We start from the raw sequence: 17,161 nt of genomic DNA on the forward strand, positions 1-17,161 counted from the left end.
TCCCATTACTTGCAAGTGAGAGTCTTCATCGACAGATCGGTTACTTGTTGCGGTGCCACTATCTTGCACTGGCGGGCGCCGCCCCAGGAGAGTTCAAACACTTCATTCGGTTTCACCCCGGTCAGATAGACCAGGCCATCTTCATCCACCACCGAGAGCACCCGGCCGGAATCCCTGACGACGGTGGCACCAAACGGCGGCACTGAGCCATCGGACAGCTTGACGTTGGCCAGCAGCTTGAATCCTTCGGCGATTTCGAAGGCATTATACCCAATTGCCCCCTCGGTCAGGGTCCCCTGCTTGATGGCGTTCATCGCATCGATGTCGTCGCTCAGCTGATCCACGTCGACCCGGGTATCGCTCTTGCGATAGTCGGTCATGTCGCTGATCACCGCGACGCCAAAGCGGTTGGTCACGGCGCGGCCGTTGTTGAAGGAGACGCCGGAGGTCTTGTCGGTATCCACCATCATGCGGGTGCCGCCACGACGGGTCGCCTGATGCAGGGCCGCCCCGTGCTCGGTCGCCGTCAGGCCGCCGCGCAGGCTGGCACCGACCGAGGTGTACTCGCTCTGCACGCTGTAGGCATTGAGGCTGACCGCCCCGATGTCGCTGTTGTGGTTGTAGTAACCCCGCGCCACGGCGTGGCCATTGCTCTGCACGCCCGCCCCCAGCTGATAGGTATCATCCGGCCGGCTGTAGTCCTGATAGGTGGCCAGGTGGGTCACCTTGCCGTTGGAGGACTGCACGCTGTATCCCGCGCTCTTTCGGTCTCCGATCGGCATGCTCAGGGTCAGCATGACGCTCTTGTCATCCTCGTAGTTCTCGGTCTTGGTCTTGTAGGCCGACACATAGACGGAGACATCCTTGAAGCTGCCGATGTTCACGTTCTTGTTGATGGTGAGGCCGTAGCGATCCTCGGCGTCATGTTCCCAATAGGTTCTGTGGGTGTAGTCCAGGTAGACGGTCAGCGCCTTGGCCGCATCATCCGCCCAGAAGGTCTTGTTGGCGGTGATGGTGTAGAGCTCCTTGTCACCCCAGTTGTTGTAGTCATCACTCGAGGTGTTCTCGTTCTTCTCCAGCCGATCCTTGTTATTGAGGAACTGCGACATGGTCATGAAGTCATGCTGGGAGAAGCGATAGCCGGCGAAGGTGATCGAGCTGTTGTATTCATCGAACTGCTTGGCGTAGTTCACCCGCACCGACTGGCCAATCTTGGTCGACAGGCCGGGCAGCTTGGAAATGGATTGGGTCAGGTCGGCGGAAATGGCACCGAAGGCATAGAGATCGCGACCGATACCCAGCCCCATGGAGTTGTATTCACCCGCAACCAGACTGCCGCCATAGAGCGACCAGGAGTTGGCCACCCCCCAGGAGAAATCACCGGTGACGAAGGCAGGGCCGTGCACGTCGTGCACCGAGTCCGTCTGTTCGGAAGGGGCGCCGACCGCCAGGTTGTATCTGACATAGCCGGGACGGGTCAGATAGGGCACGGTCGCCGTGTCGACCTGGAACGAGTTGACGCTGCCATCCTGCTCTTCCACCCGCACATCGAGACGGCCGCGCACCGAGCTGTCCAGCCCCTGGATGCGAAACGGACCGGCCGGCACGTTGGTCTCATAGAGGATGCGACCGGACTGGGAGATGGTCACCTTGGCATTGGTCTTGGCGATGCCACTCACTTCCGGCGCATAGCCCTGCAGGCTCGGCGGCAGCATGCGCTCGTCGTTGGCCAGGTTGACGCCGGTATAGCGGAAGCCGTCGATCAGCTGGGAGTTGAGCTGCTGCTCGCCCACCGTCAGCTTGGCGGCCATGTTCGGCAGCGGACGATAGGCGTAGATGCGGTTCAGCTCGGAAGTGGTCCGGTCGTTGTCGCCCCAGTAGGCATTGGCCTGATAGTCGCCGCGCAGGCGCCAGGCACCGTAGTTGAACCCCAGGGTGCCGTAGCTGCTGATGTTGCGGTTGGAGTAGCCATCGCCCTCGTTGATCTGGGCATTGATGTTGTAGTCCAGCATCATCCCCGGGATCCCCTCATCCCACTGCTCGGGCGGAATCCAGTTGGGATCGCTGTACTTCATCCACGCCTGGGGCACGGCGATGCGCAGCAGGCCGTTGCCGATGTCGTTGGCGATCACCACGCCGTCCAGCGCCAGCAGGTTGGCGCACTGACCGTCGTGCCAGCTGTCGATCTTGGCGATGGCCTCGTCGGTCAGCGCCAGCTTGGGGATCACCTCTTGCGGCAGGCAGGCCACCCCGCCCTTTCCCTTGCCGGTGTCGGTCTCGTAGAAGGGGATTTTCTGCAGGGGCAGCTTGTTCTTGTTGACCTCGATCTCGAGGTAGTAGTCGCCGGGCAGGATGTAGCCTTCGTCGGCAAACTGGGAGAGGTCGATCTTGGTCCGTTCGTCCAGATCGAGCGCATCAATATTAAACTCCGTCTCTGCCCATGCATGATTCGCCACCGCCATCAGGCCGGGCACGCACAGCATAAAAGCCATTTTGGAATAATGTTTTTTTCTCACAGAGTCTGATGTTGAAACGCTCATATATTTACTCTAGGAATTGCATAACGGTCTCACGTAATGAGGTATCTACACTAAGCAATTGGCTTGCTTACATATAATTGAGTTCAAACAGCGTCGTACTGTCCGGAAAAAACAGTTGACTGCTGGTCAGACCCAAATTGAATTCCAGATCACTGTTGACGATATCCGAAATAATAAAGCTCTCGCCGGACACCTTGTGATATTGGCCGTTGTTGAGAATGCCAAGCTCATCGCTCATGGCACCGCGCACGGACATGGAAATAAAAGGCAGTGATGCCTCTGCTGCTCCTTCAACCTGACAGCCGCTGATTTTCAACGTGCCCGGTTGCCTGGCCTGCAAAGGAATACTGCGCTGCACGTCCAGCGTACAGCCCGACTCGGCCAGCCCATCCGAAATCTCGTTGGCGTGGACTGATCCCGCCATCATCACCAGTTGCAGCACCATGGCTGCCATCATTGAAGTTTTCATGATCAAGGTTCGATGTGAGGAGACAGAAGGTGTGAAGTTGTGGTGGCATCAGCCACCACAACCCTGGTCACACGTTAAGGCAGTCGATTACTCGTAGGAGAGAGTAAAGTTGGTCACTGCAGTGAAAGCGCCGGCTTTCAGCGGGTTAGCGGTCTGATCGGCATAACCTTTCAGCACGGCACTGAAGGGCAGCTCGTTGTCACCGTTGACCAGGCCGAAGGCGGCAGTCGGGGTACCCAGTACGATAGCGGCACCACCCGGGGCGGTCATCTTGATACCGGCACCAGCGGCGTCACCACCACCGATAACCAGCAGGCTGGAATCTACCGGGTCTTTGGCACCGCTGAAGGTTACCTTGACGGCATCTTCCTGATCGGAGATTTCACAGTTCAGCAGCTTGATGCTGAACGGCTTGGAGTTGGACTCGCCACCGTTGGCCAGCTCTTTGGTGCTGATCTGACCCATTTCAACTACCTGGTCAACAGACTCAGGAGCAACGGAGCAAGGAGCGTTGATGATTTCACCGTTGAAGGTGACTTTACCTGAACCGGTGTTGCCAGCAGCAAAAGCGGTGCCGCACAGCAGCATGGAACCAACACCCATAGCAACCAGAATTTTGTTAGCTTTCATTCGTTTATACCTACATTAACGTGTGTTGTACTGCATCACTCCAATCATGCTGGAGTCACGATCTTCAGTGATGCCGCGATATACTGCACAGCATGCCGGTGCCTGTTCTCTCATTAAGCCGGTGAGAGGCGGCATCAATAACTTGCTGTGCCTTTATGGTTTATCTAAATAAGCAAAAGCAGCTCACCGCATAAGGAGCAGTTCCCGCTACACCTCAACTGCACAACTACATACATCCCTGTCGTCTGTGCAGAAAGCCGTGCTCCGCTTTTGCTTGATGAACAAATTAACGACTCATATGATGCACATCAAATACATTTTGATTTTTATAAATTCTTTTATAAACACATAAAAAACAATGGTTTACCACCACGACAATACATTTATGAATGCCGTAAAATAAATATCTATCATATAGCAAACACGGATTGGATTATTTTAAATCAGACAACTTCAACCGCTTAACAGCAATTAACAAAAACACAACAACAAAATAATCCCAGATCACGCTTTTTGTTTCTTGAATACCCCTGACCTCATACATAAAACAGCTCAGGTAATCAGGTAATCAGGTAATCAGGTAATCAGGTAATCAGGTAATCAGGTAATCAGGTAATCAGGTAATCAGGTAATCAGGTAATCAGGTAATCAGGTTCCGCTTGTGAAGGGAAACACCAATAAGCTTCCTTTTATTATCCCCCTGTTCAATCCCAAGGTCATGCTGAACCATATTTGTGATCGACATAGAACTACTGAGCTCGCCCGTTATTCATAATGGCAAGGGAGATAAGAATGAATTTCTCAGGATATTCATTCAAAAAAACATTAAGGAAAACCAGCCGTTTATCCTGAACCGCGGAGAATAAAAAACTATTTGTGACCGATACCTCACACTTTTTTATGGTGATTGATTTCTCAAAGTGCGATGTTATCATCTAGACATAGAGTAAAGGGCAAACCGATCGAAAGGTCGGGACGCAAAGCCACCGGTCTAAGGGTTCATAACCTAAGACAGCGGAGCTGCCATCTGAGAAGAGCGATGTCATCAGCTGTATCTGTGTCATTCTCTTTGATTGCGTTGCCCTTTTCGTACAACGACATGTGACGAAAAGGACATAAAAATGAACACTTCCACCGCTTCCGTTCGCAACAGCGCCATCCGTTTTGCCTCTTCTGCCGCCGCAGCCATGCTGCTGGGTGCCGCTTTGTTGCCAGCTACTGCCTCCGCCTACGATGGCAGCGTCACCTTCACCGGTACCATCTACGAAGCCCCCTGTGACTTCGCCGACAACAGCGTGACCTGCTACTCGGGCACCCAGCGTCAGACCATGGATCTGGCTAGCCTGCAGCAAGCCGGCAGCCTCAATACCATCAGCAGCACCATGCAGTACAAGCTGTCTGCCGGCAGCAACAACATGGCCATAGTGACCGTCAGCTACCTCTGAGCCCGTCACTTCCGTCACCCGCCCGAGGTTGTTCATTGCCTCGGGCGGATCTGCTCGCACCGTGAAGGGTGAGCACCCACTGCCATGCTCAGGCAGCGGCTGATAACGTCTGCCCGCGACTCTCCATCACTTTTCCTCCTATTTTTTCTGCGTCCATACCGAGCGCAGCCAGCGGCCTTCTCACTACGCCCCCAACTTTCTGCTCAGACAAGTCAGCGCTTTTTCTGCGGGTTTGCCGGCTTCGCATTGTCGCGACGCCACATGACCAGCACATCTCAAACGAGACTTTGATCACAGTTGCCAGCCTCAGACTGAGATCCCCCCCAGATGGCAGATGAGTCCTTGCTATCAACCAGGCCCCCAATGGGACTCACTTTGTTTTGATTCAATCTAAATAAATGATTTATATGGCCTGATTGGTGGGTTGATATCCTTTTGGAGCTGAATAGATTGCACGCGTCAATCACGCAGACAATCAAGCAAAGGGATAAAAATGAACAATCTGGGTACCAGGTTGCTGCTGCTGGCAGCACCGGGCCTGCTTGCCACTTCGGCGCTGGCCAACTACTCCCCCTCCGACTGGCAACAGTATCAACTCAAAGGTGAATCCAGCCGTCAGCTGGGGGATCAGCTCACCGAAGTGACCTACGAGCTGAGCGCCCGCAGTGGCGACGCCCCCTATCAACAGCTGAGGGTGTATCGTCGCTTCGACTGGAGCGAAGCCAACCTGGCCGCACTGGCAGAACAGCAGTGCGGCGAACCCCAGCTCAAGATCGAGCAGGGCTGGCAGATCCGCTACCTCAGCTGTGAAGAGGTGGTGCCGGCCGGCAAGGCTGTCCCGGCCAGCAGCTATGACTTTGGCTACGGCATGAAGCAGGGCCGCTGGGAGCCCCTGGCAGGCACCCCGACCGCGCCGCGTCAGGATCGTCTGCCGCTGGCGGAGCGGGTCATCCTGGGTCACAGCGAGCAGGAGCTGGATCGCTGCGAGCTCAACGCCGAGGGGCGCTGCGCCGAGCAGGCATGGCAGTACCAGCCGCAAAACTGGCAGCAGTTGAAGGTACTGGAAGAGACCCCCAACGAGCGGGATGGCCGCCTCGAGCAGATCTTCTTCCGCCTGCAGCCGGTTGCGGGCAGCCAGGCCGCCCGTCAGGTGAGCGAGCTGCACGTCTGGCGCCAGTACACCTGGTTGCTGGAACAGGCCAAGACCCAGCAGGAGTGTGATGAACCCCAAACCCGTCAGGAAGGGGACAAGACCATCAGCTACCGGGTGTGCCGTCAGACCCTGCCCGCCGGCAGCGAGGTGCAGGTGGTGTTGAAGGACACCGGCTATCAATACCCGGTGGGGGGCAGCGAATGGCAGACCCTGCCGGAGACAACCGAATGGCAGGAGAGCCGGGTGCTCAATCGCCCCATCATGCTGGCCAGCAAGGAGGAGCAGCTCGACTGCCGCCGTGCCGACGGCCGCGCCTGCTCCGAGCCGGACCTGCCCGATACCGATCTGCTGGACGCCGAAGCGGCCAGGATAGTGCAGGATGCCAGTGGCCAGCCCGCCCCGGTCTGGCAGGAGAACTATGGTCACGACGATGCCAAGCTGCTGGCCGTTTCCCGCGGCATCCAGAGCCTGCTGGCGGCCAATCAGCCGGCCCATCCGGCCATGAAGCTGCTGCTGGAATACGTGCGTGCCCACAACTACCACAACTACGGCAAACACAAGGAAGACGGCCCGGCCGCCGCCGAGGCGCTGGCCGAGGCGCTGACCGCGCTGGGTGCCCATCCGCTGCTCTTCCCGGAGCAGGCCAGCGACGAGGTAGGTGCCGTCATAGGTGCCTGGAGCATCGCCCTGCACGGTCAGTTCAAGAGCCCGGCAGTGCAGAGCCGCTTTGGCACCCTGCTCGGCGAGTTCAACCAGATGCTGGCCTACAGCACCCGCCATGCCAGCGAGATCAACGGCCAGCACGCCTGGGCGACCGGCCTGTTCGATCTGCTCAACTTCCTCGACTTCGCCAGCGACTACAGCGATCCCTTCGCCAACGACTTCCGAGCGCAGGATGGCGAGCTACGCAAGCAGCTGCACGCCCTCGGCATGAGCGAGCTCGCGTTGTGGAAAGGGCGGGATGGCGCCGATCTGTTCCTGCTCAACAACGTGCTGGATGCCTACACCCGCCTCTACCGGGTCGCCCGCTATACCCGCCCGGACGAGCTCGACGGCTACCGCAGGCTGCTGGATGACTCCGTCATCACCCTCGTTCGCCACCACGACCTGATCCCCGGTGGTCAGCAGAGCCAGGATCTGCTGGAAGACATGTCGCTGACCCTCTCCACCTACTACCTGACCTACACGGACCGCACCAGCGAAGCCTGCATCAGCGGTGACTTCGCCGGGCTCTGCACCCCGATCCGGGTGGAGGATGTGCTGCCGTTCGAGCACACCTGCTCGCCGACCCTGCGCCTGCGGGCCCAGGATCTGACCATGGATCAGGCCGAGGGGATCTGCCGTGAACTGGGCGCCGAAGAGCAGCAGTTCCATCAGCAGATGGAAACCGGCTGGCAGCCGGTGGCGGACGATCACAACGAGGCACTGGAACTGGTGGTCTTCAACTCCTCCGCCGACTGGAAACGCTACGGCAGTGCCCTGTTTGGTGGCGTCTCCACCGACAACGGCGGTATCTACATTGAGGGAGATCCGGCTCGCCCCGGCAACCAGGCCCGCTTCTTCGCCTACGAGGCGGAGTGGAAGCGTCCTTCGTTCCAGGTGTGGAACCTGCGCCACGAGTACGTGCACTACCTGGACGGCCGCTTCAACCAGTACGGCAGCTTCGGCCACTACCCGCTCAACCGCACCACCTGGTGGTCGGAAGGGCTGGCGGAATTCATCGCCCACGGCCAGTGCTTCGCCCGCGGTCTGGACAACGTCGCCGGCCGCCCGGCAGGGGATCGTCCGGCCCTGGCCGACATCCTGCACCTGGATTACGACAAGGGCGGCGAGATGGTCTACTCCTGGTCCTACACGGTGCATCGTTTCCTGAACGAGACCGGTCGCGGCGCCAGCTGGCTGGCCATGGCCCAGGCCCTGCGCAACCCGGATCAGCAGCAGGCGATGAGCGCCTTCGAAGCCGAGCTGGACCAGCTGATTGCCAATGACAGCGAGGCCTACCAGCAGTGGCTCGGCCGCGAGCTGCTGCCCTGGTGGGAGGCCAACAAGGACTCCGACGAGTGCAAGGCCAACGACTCCTCCCACTGAGACGCTGGCATCAATACTCAAGGGCGGCCATGGCCGCCCTTTTTATTGGAGGATGATAAGCGGCACAGGATCAATCAGTTAGCCACTCCCGCCATGCGACAACCTCTGCCCGAGTGACGCCATCTGCGGTCATCAAGCCTGACGCGCGGCGGCAACTTGTAATAGAATGACCTCCTGTCATCTCTTACTTCAGACCCGAACCGCACCGCGCATGAAGAAGTTTGCCAAGATCCTGCTCGCCTGCCTCTGCCTGTTGCTGGCCTCTGCCGCCGCCCTGCTTGGCTACAGCGAGTGGACCGTCTCGGACGCCCGTCACTACACCTATGACGACGTCAATGCGGTGCCCTACAACCGGGTCGCCCTGGTGCTCGGCACCTCCAAATACCTGATTGGCGGCAGCCCGAACCACTACTTCAAATACCGGATCAAGGCCGCCGCCGAGCTCTACAACAACGGCAAGGTGGACTACATCCTGGTCTCCGGCGACAACGCCACCGTGCAGTACAACGAACCGCGCCAGATGCGGCGGGCCCTGATCCAAGCCGGCATTCCGGCCAGCGCCATCTATAGCGACTACGCCGGCTTTCGGACTCTGGACTCCATCGTGCGGGCCAAGGAGGTGTTCGGCCAGGCCCACTTCACCGTGGTCTCGCAGGCCTTTCACAACGAGCGCGCCATCTTCATCGCCCGCCATTTCGGTATTGAGGCGGTCGGCTTCAACGCCGTGGATCCCAGCGCCTATCAGGGCATCAAGACCCGGGTACGCGAGGTGTTCGCCCGCCTGATGGGGCTGCTCGACCTCTACGTGCTGGACAAGGGGCCCAAGTTCCTCGGCGAGCCCATCGTCATCGGCGGCCCGGTTCCCTGCCAGGCGTTGAGCACCATAGGGGCGAGTCAGCCCTGCCTGCCCATCAAGCCGCCCTCTCATCAGCCGAAGGCCAAGCCGGCAGCGGTGGTGAGCGCTGCAACCGCCACCAGTGCAGCAACGCCAACCAGCGGTGCCTTGGCCACCAGCGCCGCCGTGCCGAGCGAAGCCACTCCCTTAGAAACTCCGGCTGCCGCCAGCGCGGCCACGCCAACCAGCAGCGTGCAGACCCCCCAATAAAAGAGACCCGCCATCAGGCGGGTCTCTTTTATTGGGCTTGGTATTTCCAGCGTTCAGGCCAGCGCCTCGGCGTAGCTCCGTGCCACCTCGTTCCAGTCGATCACCTTGTAAAACGCGGCTATGTAGTCGGGGCGCTTGTTCTGGTACTTGAGGTAGTAGGCGTGCTCCCACACATCCAGCCCCAAGATGGGCACCAGCCCATCCTGCAGGGGGCTGTCCTGGTTGGCGCTGCTCACTACCTGCAGCTTGCCGCTGCCATCGACCACCAGCCAGGCCCAGCCGCTGCCAAAACGGCTCAGGGCGGCCTGGGTAAAGGCCTGTTTGAAGGACTCAAACCCGCCCAGATCCCGTTCGATCGCCGCAGCCAGCTCGCCGGCCGGCTCGCCACCGCCCTGGGGACTCATCACCCGCCAGAACAGGCTGTGGTTGGCGTGACCGCCACCGTGATTGCGCACCGCCCCCTGCACTTTGGCAGGCAGGCTGTCGAAGCGGGCAAGCAGCTCCTCCACCGGCAACGCCGCCAGTTCGGGGTGATCGGCCAGCGCCGCATTGAGGTTGTTGATGTAAGTCTGGTGATGGCGACTGTGATGGATCTCCATGGTCAGCGCGTCGATATGGGGTTCCAGTGCGTCGTAGGCATAGGCAAGGGCAGGCAGGGTATGGCTCATGGTCACCTCTGTTTATTGTGATTAATGCAGTTGCGGGGCTGGCTCGGTCTGGCACAGACACTGGCCGAGGCAGCGGCGGATGCCGTCGTGGCTGCCGTGCTTGCGCACGAAGGCGAGCAACTCGGTATGGGTGCTGCGGGTGTGGCGCAGGGCGGCATCCCGCAGGGCAGCGGAGCTGGCGGGGGACTGGCTGGTGGCGAGCAGGCAGTCGTGGATGTGACACAGCAGGTCGGCGGCCCGATCCGGCAGCGCCATCGCCACCAGCAGATCCGCCAGGTTGTGGTGGGCCACCACCAGCGCGGCCACCGCCTCGTCCACATCGTGCCAGTCGGCAAACTGCTGGCGGGCCAGCCACAGCGCCTGCTGATAGCAGGAGAGCGCCTTGCCGTGCTCACCAGCATCGAAATGGCGGTTGCCGCTCATGGTCTGCACCTTCCAGTGCACCATGCTGCTGTCGCTCTCCCCCGTCCCTGCCCAACCTCTTACCCAGCTTGCCGACATAGGCTCCAACACCGCAAATGATAATAATTATTATTTAACTTATGTAAGGGGCGAACACAAGGGATAGTTGTGCCGGCACAGCCAACAGCCCTGCCCATATGGGTAGGGCTTTTTTGAATCTGTCTGTTTGGTGATCATTTGCACAGATGCAAACGTTCCGTTCCGCCATGCTGGTCGGTATCGGCATGATGCCGGTGGCTGCCGCTGCGGCAGTCTCTCTTCACAAGGATGGACAAGATGAAAAAATGGCTATTGGTGCTGTTGTGCGCCCTGCCCATGCTGGGCCAGGCGGCAGGTTATACCCAGACCCGCTACCCCATAGTGCTGGTGCACGGCCTGTTCGGCTTCGACAAGCTGCTCGGGGTCGATTACTTCTACGGCATCCCCCAGGCCCTGACCCGGGATGGCGCCAGGGTCTACGTGGCCCAGGTCTCCGCCACCCAGAGCTCGGAACTGCGCGGTGAGCAGCTGCTCAAGCAGGTACAGCAGGTGCTCGCCATCACCGGGGCGGAGAAGGTGAACCTCATCGGCCACTCCCACGGCGGCCCCACCATTCGCTACGTCGCCTCGGTCGCTCCCGATCTGGTCGCCTCCGCCACCAGCGTGGGCGGGGTCAACTACGGCTCGGAGATCGCCGATCTGGTGCGCGCCCATGTGGCACCGGGCTCGGTGGCCGAGAAGCTGGCGGTGGCCGCCGCCTCGGCCCTGTCCGGGGTCATCTCGCTGCTCTCCGGGGGCAGCCAGCTGCCTCAGGATCCCCTCGCCGCCCTCGACGCCCTCACCAGCGCCGGTGCCCAGCGCTTCAACCAGCGCTATCCGGAAGGGCTGCCCAGCCAGTATTGCGGCGAAGGGCCCATGCAAGCCGCCAACGGGGTCTACTACTTCTCCTGGAGCGGGCGCGGCACCATGACCAACATCCTGGATCCGGTGGATCCGGCGCTGGCGCTGACCGGCAGCTTCTTCAAGGAGCCCAACGACGGCCTGGTCGGAGTGTGCAGCAGCCACCTCGGCAAGGTGATCGGCACCGATTACCGGATGAACCATCTGGACGAGGTGAACCAGTCGTTCGGCATTCGCCACCTGTTCGAAACCGACCCGGTCGGCCTCTATCGCCAGCACGCCAACCGCCTGCAGGGTCTGGGGCTATGAACAAGGCCTGGTTGATGGCCGCTCCGCTGGGAGCGGCCCTGCTGCTGGGGGGTTGGCAGCTGTGGCCCGCCCCGCGCCCCGACTCGGCCGCCCCCTTGGCGCAAGAGGCAGGACCGAGCTCCCCCCTGGCCCGGCAGGCCGTCTCCTCGTCCGCTGATCACTCGCTGCAGGCTCGCTATGAGGCCTTTCTTGCCGCCGAAAGCAGCCTGACGGTGCCGACCGATCCGGGCCTGGCCAGCCTGCAGGTGCTGTTCGACGAGCGCGAGCAGTTGCGCCAGCAGAGCTTCACCCCGGCCGAGCAGGAGCAGCTGTTTGCCGAGGATCGGCTGATGGAGCAGTGGACTCTGCGCCGCAAGGCGCTGGCGGAGGCCAGCGATGCCGACAAGCCGCTGTTGGCGAGCGAGCTCGAGCTCTGGCTGGCGGAGCAGCCCCAGTGGTTTCGGGAGGCGGAGGCCAACAGCCGCCTGCTCGGCGATCTGCAGAGTCTGGAGCGGCTGCCCGCGGCCGAGCGCGACACAATGCTGCGCGAGCAGCTGGGGCCGGAGGCGGCGGACCGGCTGCATCAGCTGGCGGAGAGTCAGCAGGGGTTCGAGCAGCAGCTGGCCGGCTATCTGGCCGAACTCAAACCTCTACCCGCCGAGCGGCGGGCCGAACAGCAGCCGGAGATCCTGGCGCGCTGGTTCGAGCCCGGCCAGTGGCGACGGGTGGAAGCCCTCACCCGGCTCAGGCTGGGTGAGTAACCGCCAAAATAACCAAAATAAGCAAGGGGCCCACATCTGGGCCCCTTGCTTTGCTGCAACCGTACTACTGCGGCTTGTTGGCCTCCGGCAGCGGCTGCCAGGTGAGGCGGGTCACCTGGGTACCCTGTACCTCGCACTTGAGGCTCAGATCCTGCCACCCCTTGTCACGGCGCAGGGAGACTTCCCCCTCGATGCCCTCGGCGTGGCTCTTGAGCTTGGCCGGCTCGAAGGTCACCTTGTCCCCCCCGGCCAGCGCCATCAGCTTGCCGTTGCAGAGCCAGTGGGCCAGCTCCGCCCCCTTGAGCTTGACGCCCCCCTTGGCCACCTTCTGTTCGGCGGCGCTCGGTGCAAACAGTTGGCCCAGCTCGGCCGCCCGTTTGGTGAGCCAGACTTCCCGCTGCTGCATGCTCATCTTGCTGACGAACTCGGCGGGCTGTCCCTTCTCGTCCAGCCACCGGGTCAGCTTGCCGCCGTCGTCAAAGGCGAACTGGGCGGCGGGCTCCTTCACCCCGAACAACTTGCCGCCCTTAAAGTAGTAACGGCTCTCCCCTTCCTGCTTGCCCTGCTCGTTCATGATGGGCACGGCGATGATGACGGGAGCGCCATCCACCCAGGCCTTGATGTCTATGCCGTCGTGGCTGAACAGACGGGTATCGAGGGCGCTCTCGGCCCCCTTTTCCATCAGGGAGAACTGCTCGGCGAGGGAGGCCGCCATCGAAGGCAGGGAGCAGAGCCCCAGTCCCAGGCCGAGGCTCAGGGCGATCACGGTAGTGCGCATAAATGTCCTGTGATTGGCCGAAGGGCCAAGGTTAGCTTTCTATCAGCCAGACCCGCAGCTCCTCCCGGTGGCGATCGCCCAGGGGGATGGACTGGCGGGACTGGTAGTCAAAATGGATCAGGGTGGTTTCGGCGGTCACCGCCAGCTCGCCCTCCTGCCAGGCTTCCTGCCAGAGCGTGAAGGAGCTGGAACCGATGCGGCGGACCCCGGTTTTGATCAATACCTGCTGGCCGTAGAACAGCTCCCGTTTGAACTGAACCGTGTAGCCCGCGATGATCAGATGCCAGTTGTGCACATCCAGCTCGGGGGAGAAGATGCGAAACAGCGGGTCGCGGGCCGATTCAAACCAGACCGCCGGCACCGTATTGTTGATGTGGCCGAGGGCATCTGTCTCTTGAAAACGGGGTTGGATCTGCATTTCCAGCATGGATATCGACTCCTTGTCGTTGGACCGCGCTCAGGCTAACGCGGCCCGCCTCTGGACTCAAGCTCCCCCGTCGTATCGCCGGCGCCGACCGCCAGCTCCGGGCGCAGCCAGGCGCTGCGAAAATCGAACCAGCCGAGCGCCGTCATCCGCACTCCGTGCACGCCGACCCGGCTCTCCAGCTCCAGCCAGTGGTGAAACAGCGGCACAAACCAGCCCCGCCGCTGCACATTTGCCAGCAGCGCCCGCGGCCCCGGCTCCTCGCCGCTGGCACGCCACTGCGTCAGCCCCTGCCACAGGCCATGCTGGCCGCCCCACACCTTGCGCAGCAGCGGGGTCCCCTGCAACCAGGCATAGGGGGCAAAGGCGTGTTCGTGCTCCAGGTTGAGGGTACCGAGCCAGAGATCCACGTCCTCGTCCGCCCCGCTCACCCAGCGGCCGTAATCCAGGGTGCGTACCTCGAGCTCGATGCCCTGCTCGGCCAGCAGGCTGCCCATGGCGTTGGCACACTCGTTGAACTCCAGGTGCTGGTTGAAGCAGGCCAGCACCAGCTGACGTGGCCGCCTGGCCGGCGCCGGCAACGGGGCCGGCTGCGCCTCCCGCCAGTGGGGCAAGAGACCGAGCGCGCTGGTCCAGCCCCGCTGCAGCTCGGGGGCGACCCGCGCCATCAGGGCGATGGGGTTGAGCAGGCCGGCCAGCCACTGGCGCAGGGCGGGATCCTGCAGGGCACCGGAGCGCTCATCCTGCAGCAGGAAGTAGCAGCCGGATTCCAGCTCGGACTCACCACGCATGGTGCCGAGCTCCGGGCTGTCACGCCCCAGCTGCAGGTGGCTTTCCAGCCGCTCCGCCAGCTCCGGCAGCATCCAGATGTCGATCTCGTCGAGCAGGGCGCGCAGACCGAAGTAGTCGTCGAATGCCTCCAGGCACAGGTGCATGGGATCGTTGGCGGTCACCCGATAGGGGCCGGTGCCCACCGGCTGCAGGGCAAAGCCCGCCTCCCCCTTGAGCTCGCGCGGCAGGATGACGGCCACCGGCTCGGCCAGCAGGTGGGGCAGCAGGGGATCCGGGCTGTCGAGGTGCAGATCCAGGGTGCGCGGCCAGGGGCTCTCCAGCCGTGCCAGATGGGCGAACAGCGGACGATCCCGCAGGCTCTGCAGGCTCTCCGTCACGTCCTCCACCACCAGCTCGCGGCCGTGGTGAAAGCGCACCGCCGGCCTCAGGTAGAAGCGCCAGTGGCAGGGGCCGAGGCACTCCCAGTGGTGGGCGAGATCCCCCTCGATTTCCCCATTTTCCTCATTTCGCCGGGTCAGGCCGTTGAAGAGCTGGCGGCTCAAGTGGATTTCGGAGCGGCGCAGCGGGCCGGTGGGCAGCAGCTGGGGCAGTGGCCGGTAGTAGGGCACCCGCAGGATCTGGCGTCCTGCCCGGGTGGCCTGGCCGAGCTGTTCAATAAGCAGCGGAGTGAGCAGATCGAGGCGATCTTCCGCCAGCCGCACCGCCTGCGCCAGCTGGCCCTGGCTCAGCAGCTCCCGCAGTCGGCGCCTGGTCAGGCTCTCCTGGTTGTCCAGCAGGGTGAGGCGGGAGCGCCGCCCCCGTCCGGCCTCGGCAGACCAGCCGAGCCAGCCCTGCTCTTGCATGCGGCGCAGCAGCAGGCGAGCGTTGCGCGGGGTACAGCAGAGCAGATCCGCCACCTCGGCGAGGCTTATTTCCCGCTCGTCGCAGCCGAGCTGCTGGGCGAGCCGTTGGAATTGCTGGTAGAGGCGGCTGGTGGGCATAAAAGAGGAAATCCTTGTGCTGAAAGTCATCAGTTTTTACTTCCGCATTTTAGCTCAATACTGCTGGCGAACGTGAGAACCACAGCACAGGAGCCCCATCATGAGCCACGCCAACCCCATCAAACCGAACCGGATCCAGCAGATCCTGCGCCGTTACTTCAAGCGGATCCTGCCCCGCCCGCTGCCGCTGATCGAGGATCCCATGAGCCAGCTCAACCGTCTGATGCAGTGGGACATGCACCAGATCGACGACAAGGAGTATCGCCGCCGCCTCTGAGCCGGCCTCCCTCACGCCCCGACGAGATTGCTTTGCCGGATCTGATGGTTTACATCGGCCAAGGGCCTGATAGATTGGACGTCTATCCATCTATGACTGCTATCCAGCAACATCCAACAAGGAGTGTGTGATGAAAGATGCGACCCTGGCCCTGCACCACGGCTTTGCCAACGACCCCACCACCAAGGCCGTTGCCGTGCCCATCTACCAGACGGTGGCCTACGAGTTCGAGAGCGCCCAGCACGGGGCGGATCTGTTCAACCTGGCGGTGCCTGGCAACATCTACACCCGCATCATGAACCCCACCAACGATGTGCTGGAGCAGCGCATGGCCGCGCTGGAAGGGGGCATTGCTGGCCTAGTGGTCTCGGCGGGTTCCGCCGCCATCACCTATGCCATCCAGGCGCTGACCGCCGCCGGCGACAATATCGTCTCCACCCCCCAGCTCTATGGCGGCACCTACACCTTGTTCGCCCACATGCTGCCAAGCTTCGGGGTCGAGGTGCGCTTCGCCAAGGATGACAGCGCCGAGGCCATCGCCGCCCTCATCGACGACAAGACCAAGGCGGTCTACTGCGAGAGCATCGGCAACCCGGCCGGCAACATAGTGGACATAGCCGCCCTGGCCAAAGTGGCCCACGCCCGCGGCGTGCCGCTCATCGTCGACAATACGGTCGCCACCCCGGTCTTGTGCAAACCCATCGAGCACGGCGCCGATATCGTGGTGCACAGCCTGACCAAATATGTCGGCGGCCACGGCAACTCGCTGGGGGGCGTGGTGGTCGACTCGGGCAAGTTCCCCTGGGCGGATCATGCCGAGCGTTTCCCCCAATTGACCCAGCCTGAGCCCTCCTATCACGGGGTGGTCTACACCGAGGCCTTTGGTCCGGCCGCCTTCATCGGGCGGGTGCGCACCGTGCCGCTGCGCAATACCGGCGCGGCGCTGGCGCCGATGAACGCCTTCCTGCTGCTGCAGGGGCTGGAGACTCTGAGCCTGCGCATGGAGCGCCACGTGGACAACGCCCTGCAGGTGGCCCACCACCTCAAGCATCACCCCAAGGTGGCCTGGGTCAGCTACGCCGGGCTGCCGGGTCACCCCCACTACCTGCTGGCGGAGAAGTACATGGCCGGCCGCCCCTCGGCCATCCTCTCGTTCGGCCTGAAGGAGGGCTATGAGGCGGGCGTGCGCTTCTACGATGCGCTCAAGATCTTCAAGCGGCTGGTCAACATCGGCGACGCCAAGTCGCTGGCCTGCCACCCCGCCTCCACCACCCATCGCCAGCTCAGCGAAGAGGAGCAGGCCAAGGCCGGGGTGAAACCTGAGATGATCCGGCTGTCGGTGGGGATCGAGGCCATCGAGGACATACTGGCGGATCTGGATCAGGCGCTGGAGGCCTGACGCAAACGGTGCGGGAGCGGGCA

15 protein-coding genes and 1 riboswitch are annotated in these 17,161 nt (G+C 61.8%); of the genes, 7 read left to right on the forward strand and 8 right to left on the reverse strand.

Annotated features, from left to right (window positions below):
- Nucleotides 1-5: 5 nt before the first annotated feature.
- From AB5Y98_RS14160 to AB5Y98_RS14170, 3 genes are all read right to left on the reverse strand, one after another.
- Entirely contained in the window at nt 6-2,540 is a 2,535-nt protein-coding gene (locus AB5Y98_RS14160; protein ID WP_368232124.1) for a fimbria/pilus outer membrane usher protein, read from the reverse strand.
- 67 nt (nt 2,541-2,607) lie between these two features.
- Complete coding sequence (locus AB5Y98_RS14165) at nt 2,608-2,997, reverse strand: hypothetical protein (protein ID WP_010635268.1); 390 nt, start codon at nt 2,995-2,997, stop codon at nt 2,608-2,610.
- 99 nt (nt 2,998-3,096) lie between these two features.
- The gene (locus tag AB5Y98_RS14170; RefSeq protein ID WP_005308347.1) at nt 3,097-3,639 is read right to left on the reverse strand and encodes a fimbrial protein; all 543 of its coding nucleotides are present in this window, start codon (nt 3,637-3,639) and stop codon (nt 3,097-3,099) included.
- Between the two features lie 942 nt (nt 3,640-4,581).
- Nucleotides 4,582-4,667: riboswitch (cyclic di-GMP riboswitch) on the forward strand.
- A gap of 93 nt (nt 4,668-4,760) precedes the next feature.
- Here AB5Y98_RS14170 and AB5Y98_RS14175 point away from each other — a divergent pair.
- The 3 genes from AB5Y98_RS14175 (at nt 4,761) to AB5Y98_RS14185 (ending at nt 9,430) form a co-directional block, all read left to right on the forward strand.
- Entirely contained in the window at nt 4,761-5,084 is a 324-nt protein-coding gene (locus tag AB5Y98_RS14175) for a fimbrial protein (RefSeq protein ID WP_368232125.1), read from the forward strand.
- Between the two features lie 493 nt (nt 5,085-5,577).
- Complete coding sequence (locus AB5Y98_RS14180) at nt 5,578-8,325, forward strand: collagenase (RefSeq protein ID WP_368232126.1); 2,748 nt, start codon at nt 5,578-5,580, stop codon at nt 8,323-8,325.
- Nucleotides 8,326-8,491: 166 nt separating this feature from the next.
- Nucleotides 8,492-9,430, forward strand: coding sequence for a vancomycin high temperature exclusion protein (locus tag AB5Y98_RS14185; RefSeq protein ID WP_368232127.1), 939 nt, complete (start codon nt 8,492-8,494; stop codon nt 9,428-9,430).
- 53 nt (nt 9,431-9,483) lie between these two features.
- Here the strand turns inward: AB5Y98_RS14185 and AB5Y98_RS14190 are convergent, their stop codons facing one another.
- Nucleotides 9,484-10,098, reverse strand: coding sequence for a superoxide dismutase (locus AB5Y98_RS14190; protein ID WP_368232128.1), 615 nt, complete (start codon nt 10,096-10,098; stop codon nt 9,484-9,486).
- Between the two features lie 21 nt (nt 10,099-10,119).
- Nucleotides 10,120-10,545: a hypothetical protein gene (locus AB5Y98_RS14195; protein WP_368232194.1), complete on the reverse strand. Its 426-nt coding sequence runs from the start codon at nt 10,543-10,545 to the stop codon at nt 10,120-10,122.
- Between the two features lie 291 nt (nt 10,546-10,836).
- Here AB5Y98_RS14195 and AB5Y98_RS14200 point away from each other — a divergent pair, with 291 nt between their 5' ends.
- Nucleotides 10,837-11,748, forward strand: coding sequence for an esterase/lipase family protein (locus AB5Y98_RS14200; protein WP_368232129.1), 912 nt, complete (start codon nt 10,837-10,839; stop codon nt 11,746-11,748).
- The gene (locus AB5Y98_RS14205; protein WP_368232130.1) at nt 11,745-12,488 is read left to right on the forward strand and encodes a lipase secretion chaperone; all 744 of its coding nucleotides are present in this window, start codon (nt 11,745-11,747) and stop codon (nt 12,486-12,488) included. The genes AB5Y98_RS14200 and AB5Y98_RS14205 overlap by 4 nt, the downstream gene beginning before the upstream one ends.
- 64 nt (nt 12,489-12,552) lie before the next feature.
- Here the strand turns inward: AB5Y98_RS14205 and AB5Y98_RS14210 are convergent, their stop codons facing one another.
- Genes AB5Y98_RS14210 through sgrR form a run of 3 tightly spaced genes read right to left on the reverse strand, consistent with a single transcriptional unit; the run spans nt 12,553 to nt 15,462 of the window.
- Complete coding sequence (locus tag AB5Y98_RS14210) at nt 12,553-13,266, reverse strand: hypothetical protein (RefSeq protein ID WP_368232131.1); 714 nt, start codon at nt 13,264-13,266, stop codon at nt 12,553-12,555.
- Nucleotides 13,267-13,297: 31 nt separating this feature from the next.
- The gene (locus AB5Y98_RS14215) at nt 13,298-13,693 is read right to left on the reverse strand and encodes a thioesterase family protein (RefSeq protein ID WP_010635278.1); all 396 of its coding nucleotides are present in this window, start codon (nt 13,691-13,693) and stop codon (nt 13,298-13,300) included.
- Nucleotides 13,694-13,728: 35 nt separating this feature from the next.
- Entirely contained in the window at nt 13,729-15,462 is a 1,734-nt protein-coding gene (gene sgrR, locus AB5Y98_RS14220; protein ID WP_368232132.1) for an HTH-type transcriptional regulator SgrR, read from the reverse strand.
- 100 nt (nt 15,463-15,562) lie between these two features.
- Between sgrR and AB5Y98_RS14225 the strand changes: the two genes are divergently transcribed.
- Nucleotides 15,563-15,739, forward strand: coding sequence for a hypothetical protein (locus AB5Y98_RS14225; protein WP_017764594.1), 177 nt, complete (start codon nt 15,563-15,565; stop codon nt 15,737-15,739).
- Nucleotides 15,740-15,869: 130 nt separating this feature from the next.
- The gene (locus AB5Y98_RS14230) at nt 15,870-17,138 is read left to right on the forward strand and encodes an O-acetylhomoserine aminocarboxypropyltransferase/cysteine synthase family protein (protein WP_017764595.1); all 1,269 of its coding nucleotides are present in this window, start codon (nt 15,870-15,872) and stop codon (nt 17,136-17,138) included.
- Nucleotides 17,139-17,161 lie beyond the last annotated feature (23 nt).

It is taken from the genome of Aeromonas sp. s3, assembly GCF_040907805.1.
In the GTDB taxonomy this organism is placed as follows: Bacteria; Pseudomonadota; Gammaproteobacteria; order Enterobacterales; family Aeromonadaceae; genus Aeromonas; species Aeromonas dhakensis.

Coding starts and splice junctions, on each gene's coding strand:
- AB5Y98_RS14160 (WP_368232124.1), bottom strand. CDS start 2,540: ATGAGCGTTTCAACATCAGACTCTGTGAGAAAAAAACATTATTCCAAA.
- AB5Y98_RS14165 (WP_010635268.1), bottom strand. CDS start 2,997: ATGATGGCAGCCATGGTGCTGCAACTGGTGATGATGGCGGGATCAGTC.
- AB5Y98_RS14170 (WP_005308347.1), bottom strand. CDS start 3,639: ATGAAAGCTAACAAAATTCTGGTTGCTATGGGTGTTGGTTCCATGCTG.
- AB5Y98_RS14175 (WP_368232125.1), top strand. CDS start 4,761: ATGAACACTTCCACCGCTTCCGTTCGCAACAGCGCCATCCGTTTTGCC.
- AB5Y98_RS14180 (WP_368232126.1), top strand. CDS start 5,578: ATGAACAATCTGGGTACCAGGTTGCTGCTGCTGGCAGCACCGGGCCTG.
- AB5Y98_RS14185 (WP_368232127.1), top strand. CDS start 8,492: ATGACCTCCTGTCATCTCTTACTTCAGACCCGAACCGCACCGCGCATG.
- AB5Y98_RS14190 (WP_368232128.1), bottom strand. CDS start 10,098: ATGAGCCATACCCTGCCTGCCCTTGCCTATGCCTACGACGCACTGGAA.
- AB5Y98_RS14195 (WP_368232194.1), bottom strand. CDS start 10,545: ATGGTGCACTGGAAGGTGCAGACCATGAGCGGCAACCGCCATTTCGAT.
- AB5Y98_RS14200 (WP_368232129.1), top strand. CDS start 10,837: ATGAAAAAATGGCTATTGGTGCTGTTGTGCGCCCTGCCCATGCTGGGC.
- AB5Y98_RS14205 (WP_368232130.1), top strand. CDS start 11,745: ATGAACAAGGCCTGGTTGATGGCCGCTCCGCTGGGAGCGGCCCTGCTG.
- AB5Y98_RS14210 (WP_368232131.1), bottom strand. CDS start 13,266: ATGCGCACTACCGTGATCGCCCTGAGCCTCGGCCTGGGACTGGGGCTC.
- AB5Y98_RS14215 (WP_010635278.1), bottom strand. CDS start 13,693: ATGCTGGAAATGCAGATCCAACCCCGTTTTCAAGAGACAGATGCCCTC.
- sgrR (WP_368232132.1), bottom strand. CDS start 15,462: ATGCCCACCAGCCGCCTCTACCAGCAATTCCAACGGCTCGCCCAGCAG.
- AB5Y98_RS14225 (WP_017764594.1), top strand. CDS start 15,563: ATGAGCCACGCCAACCCCATCAAACCGAACCGGATCCAGCAGATCCTG.
- AB5Y98_RS14230 (WP_017764595.1), top strand. CDS start 15,870: ATGAAAGATGCGACCCTGGCCCTGCACCACGGCTTTGCCAACGACCCC.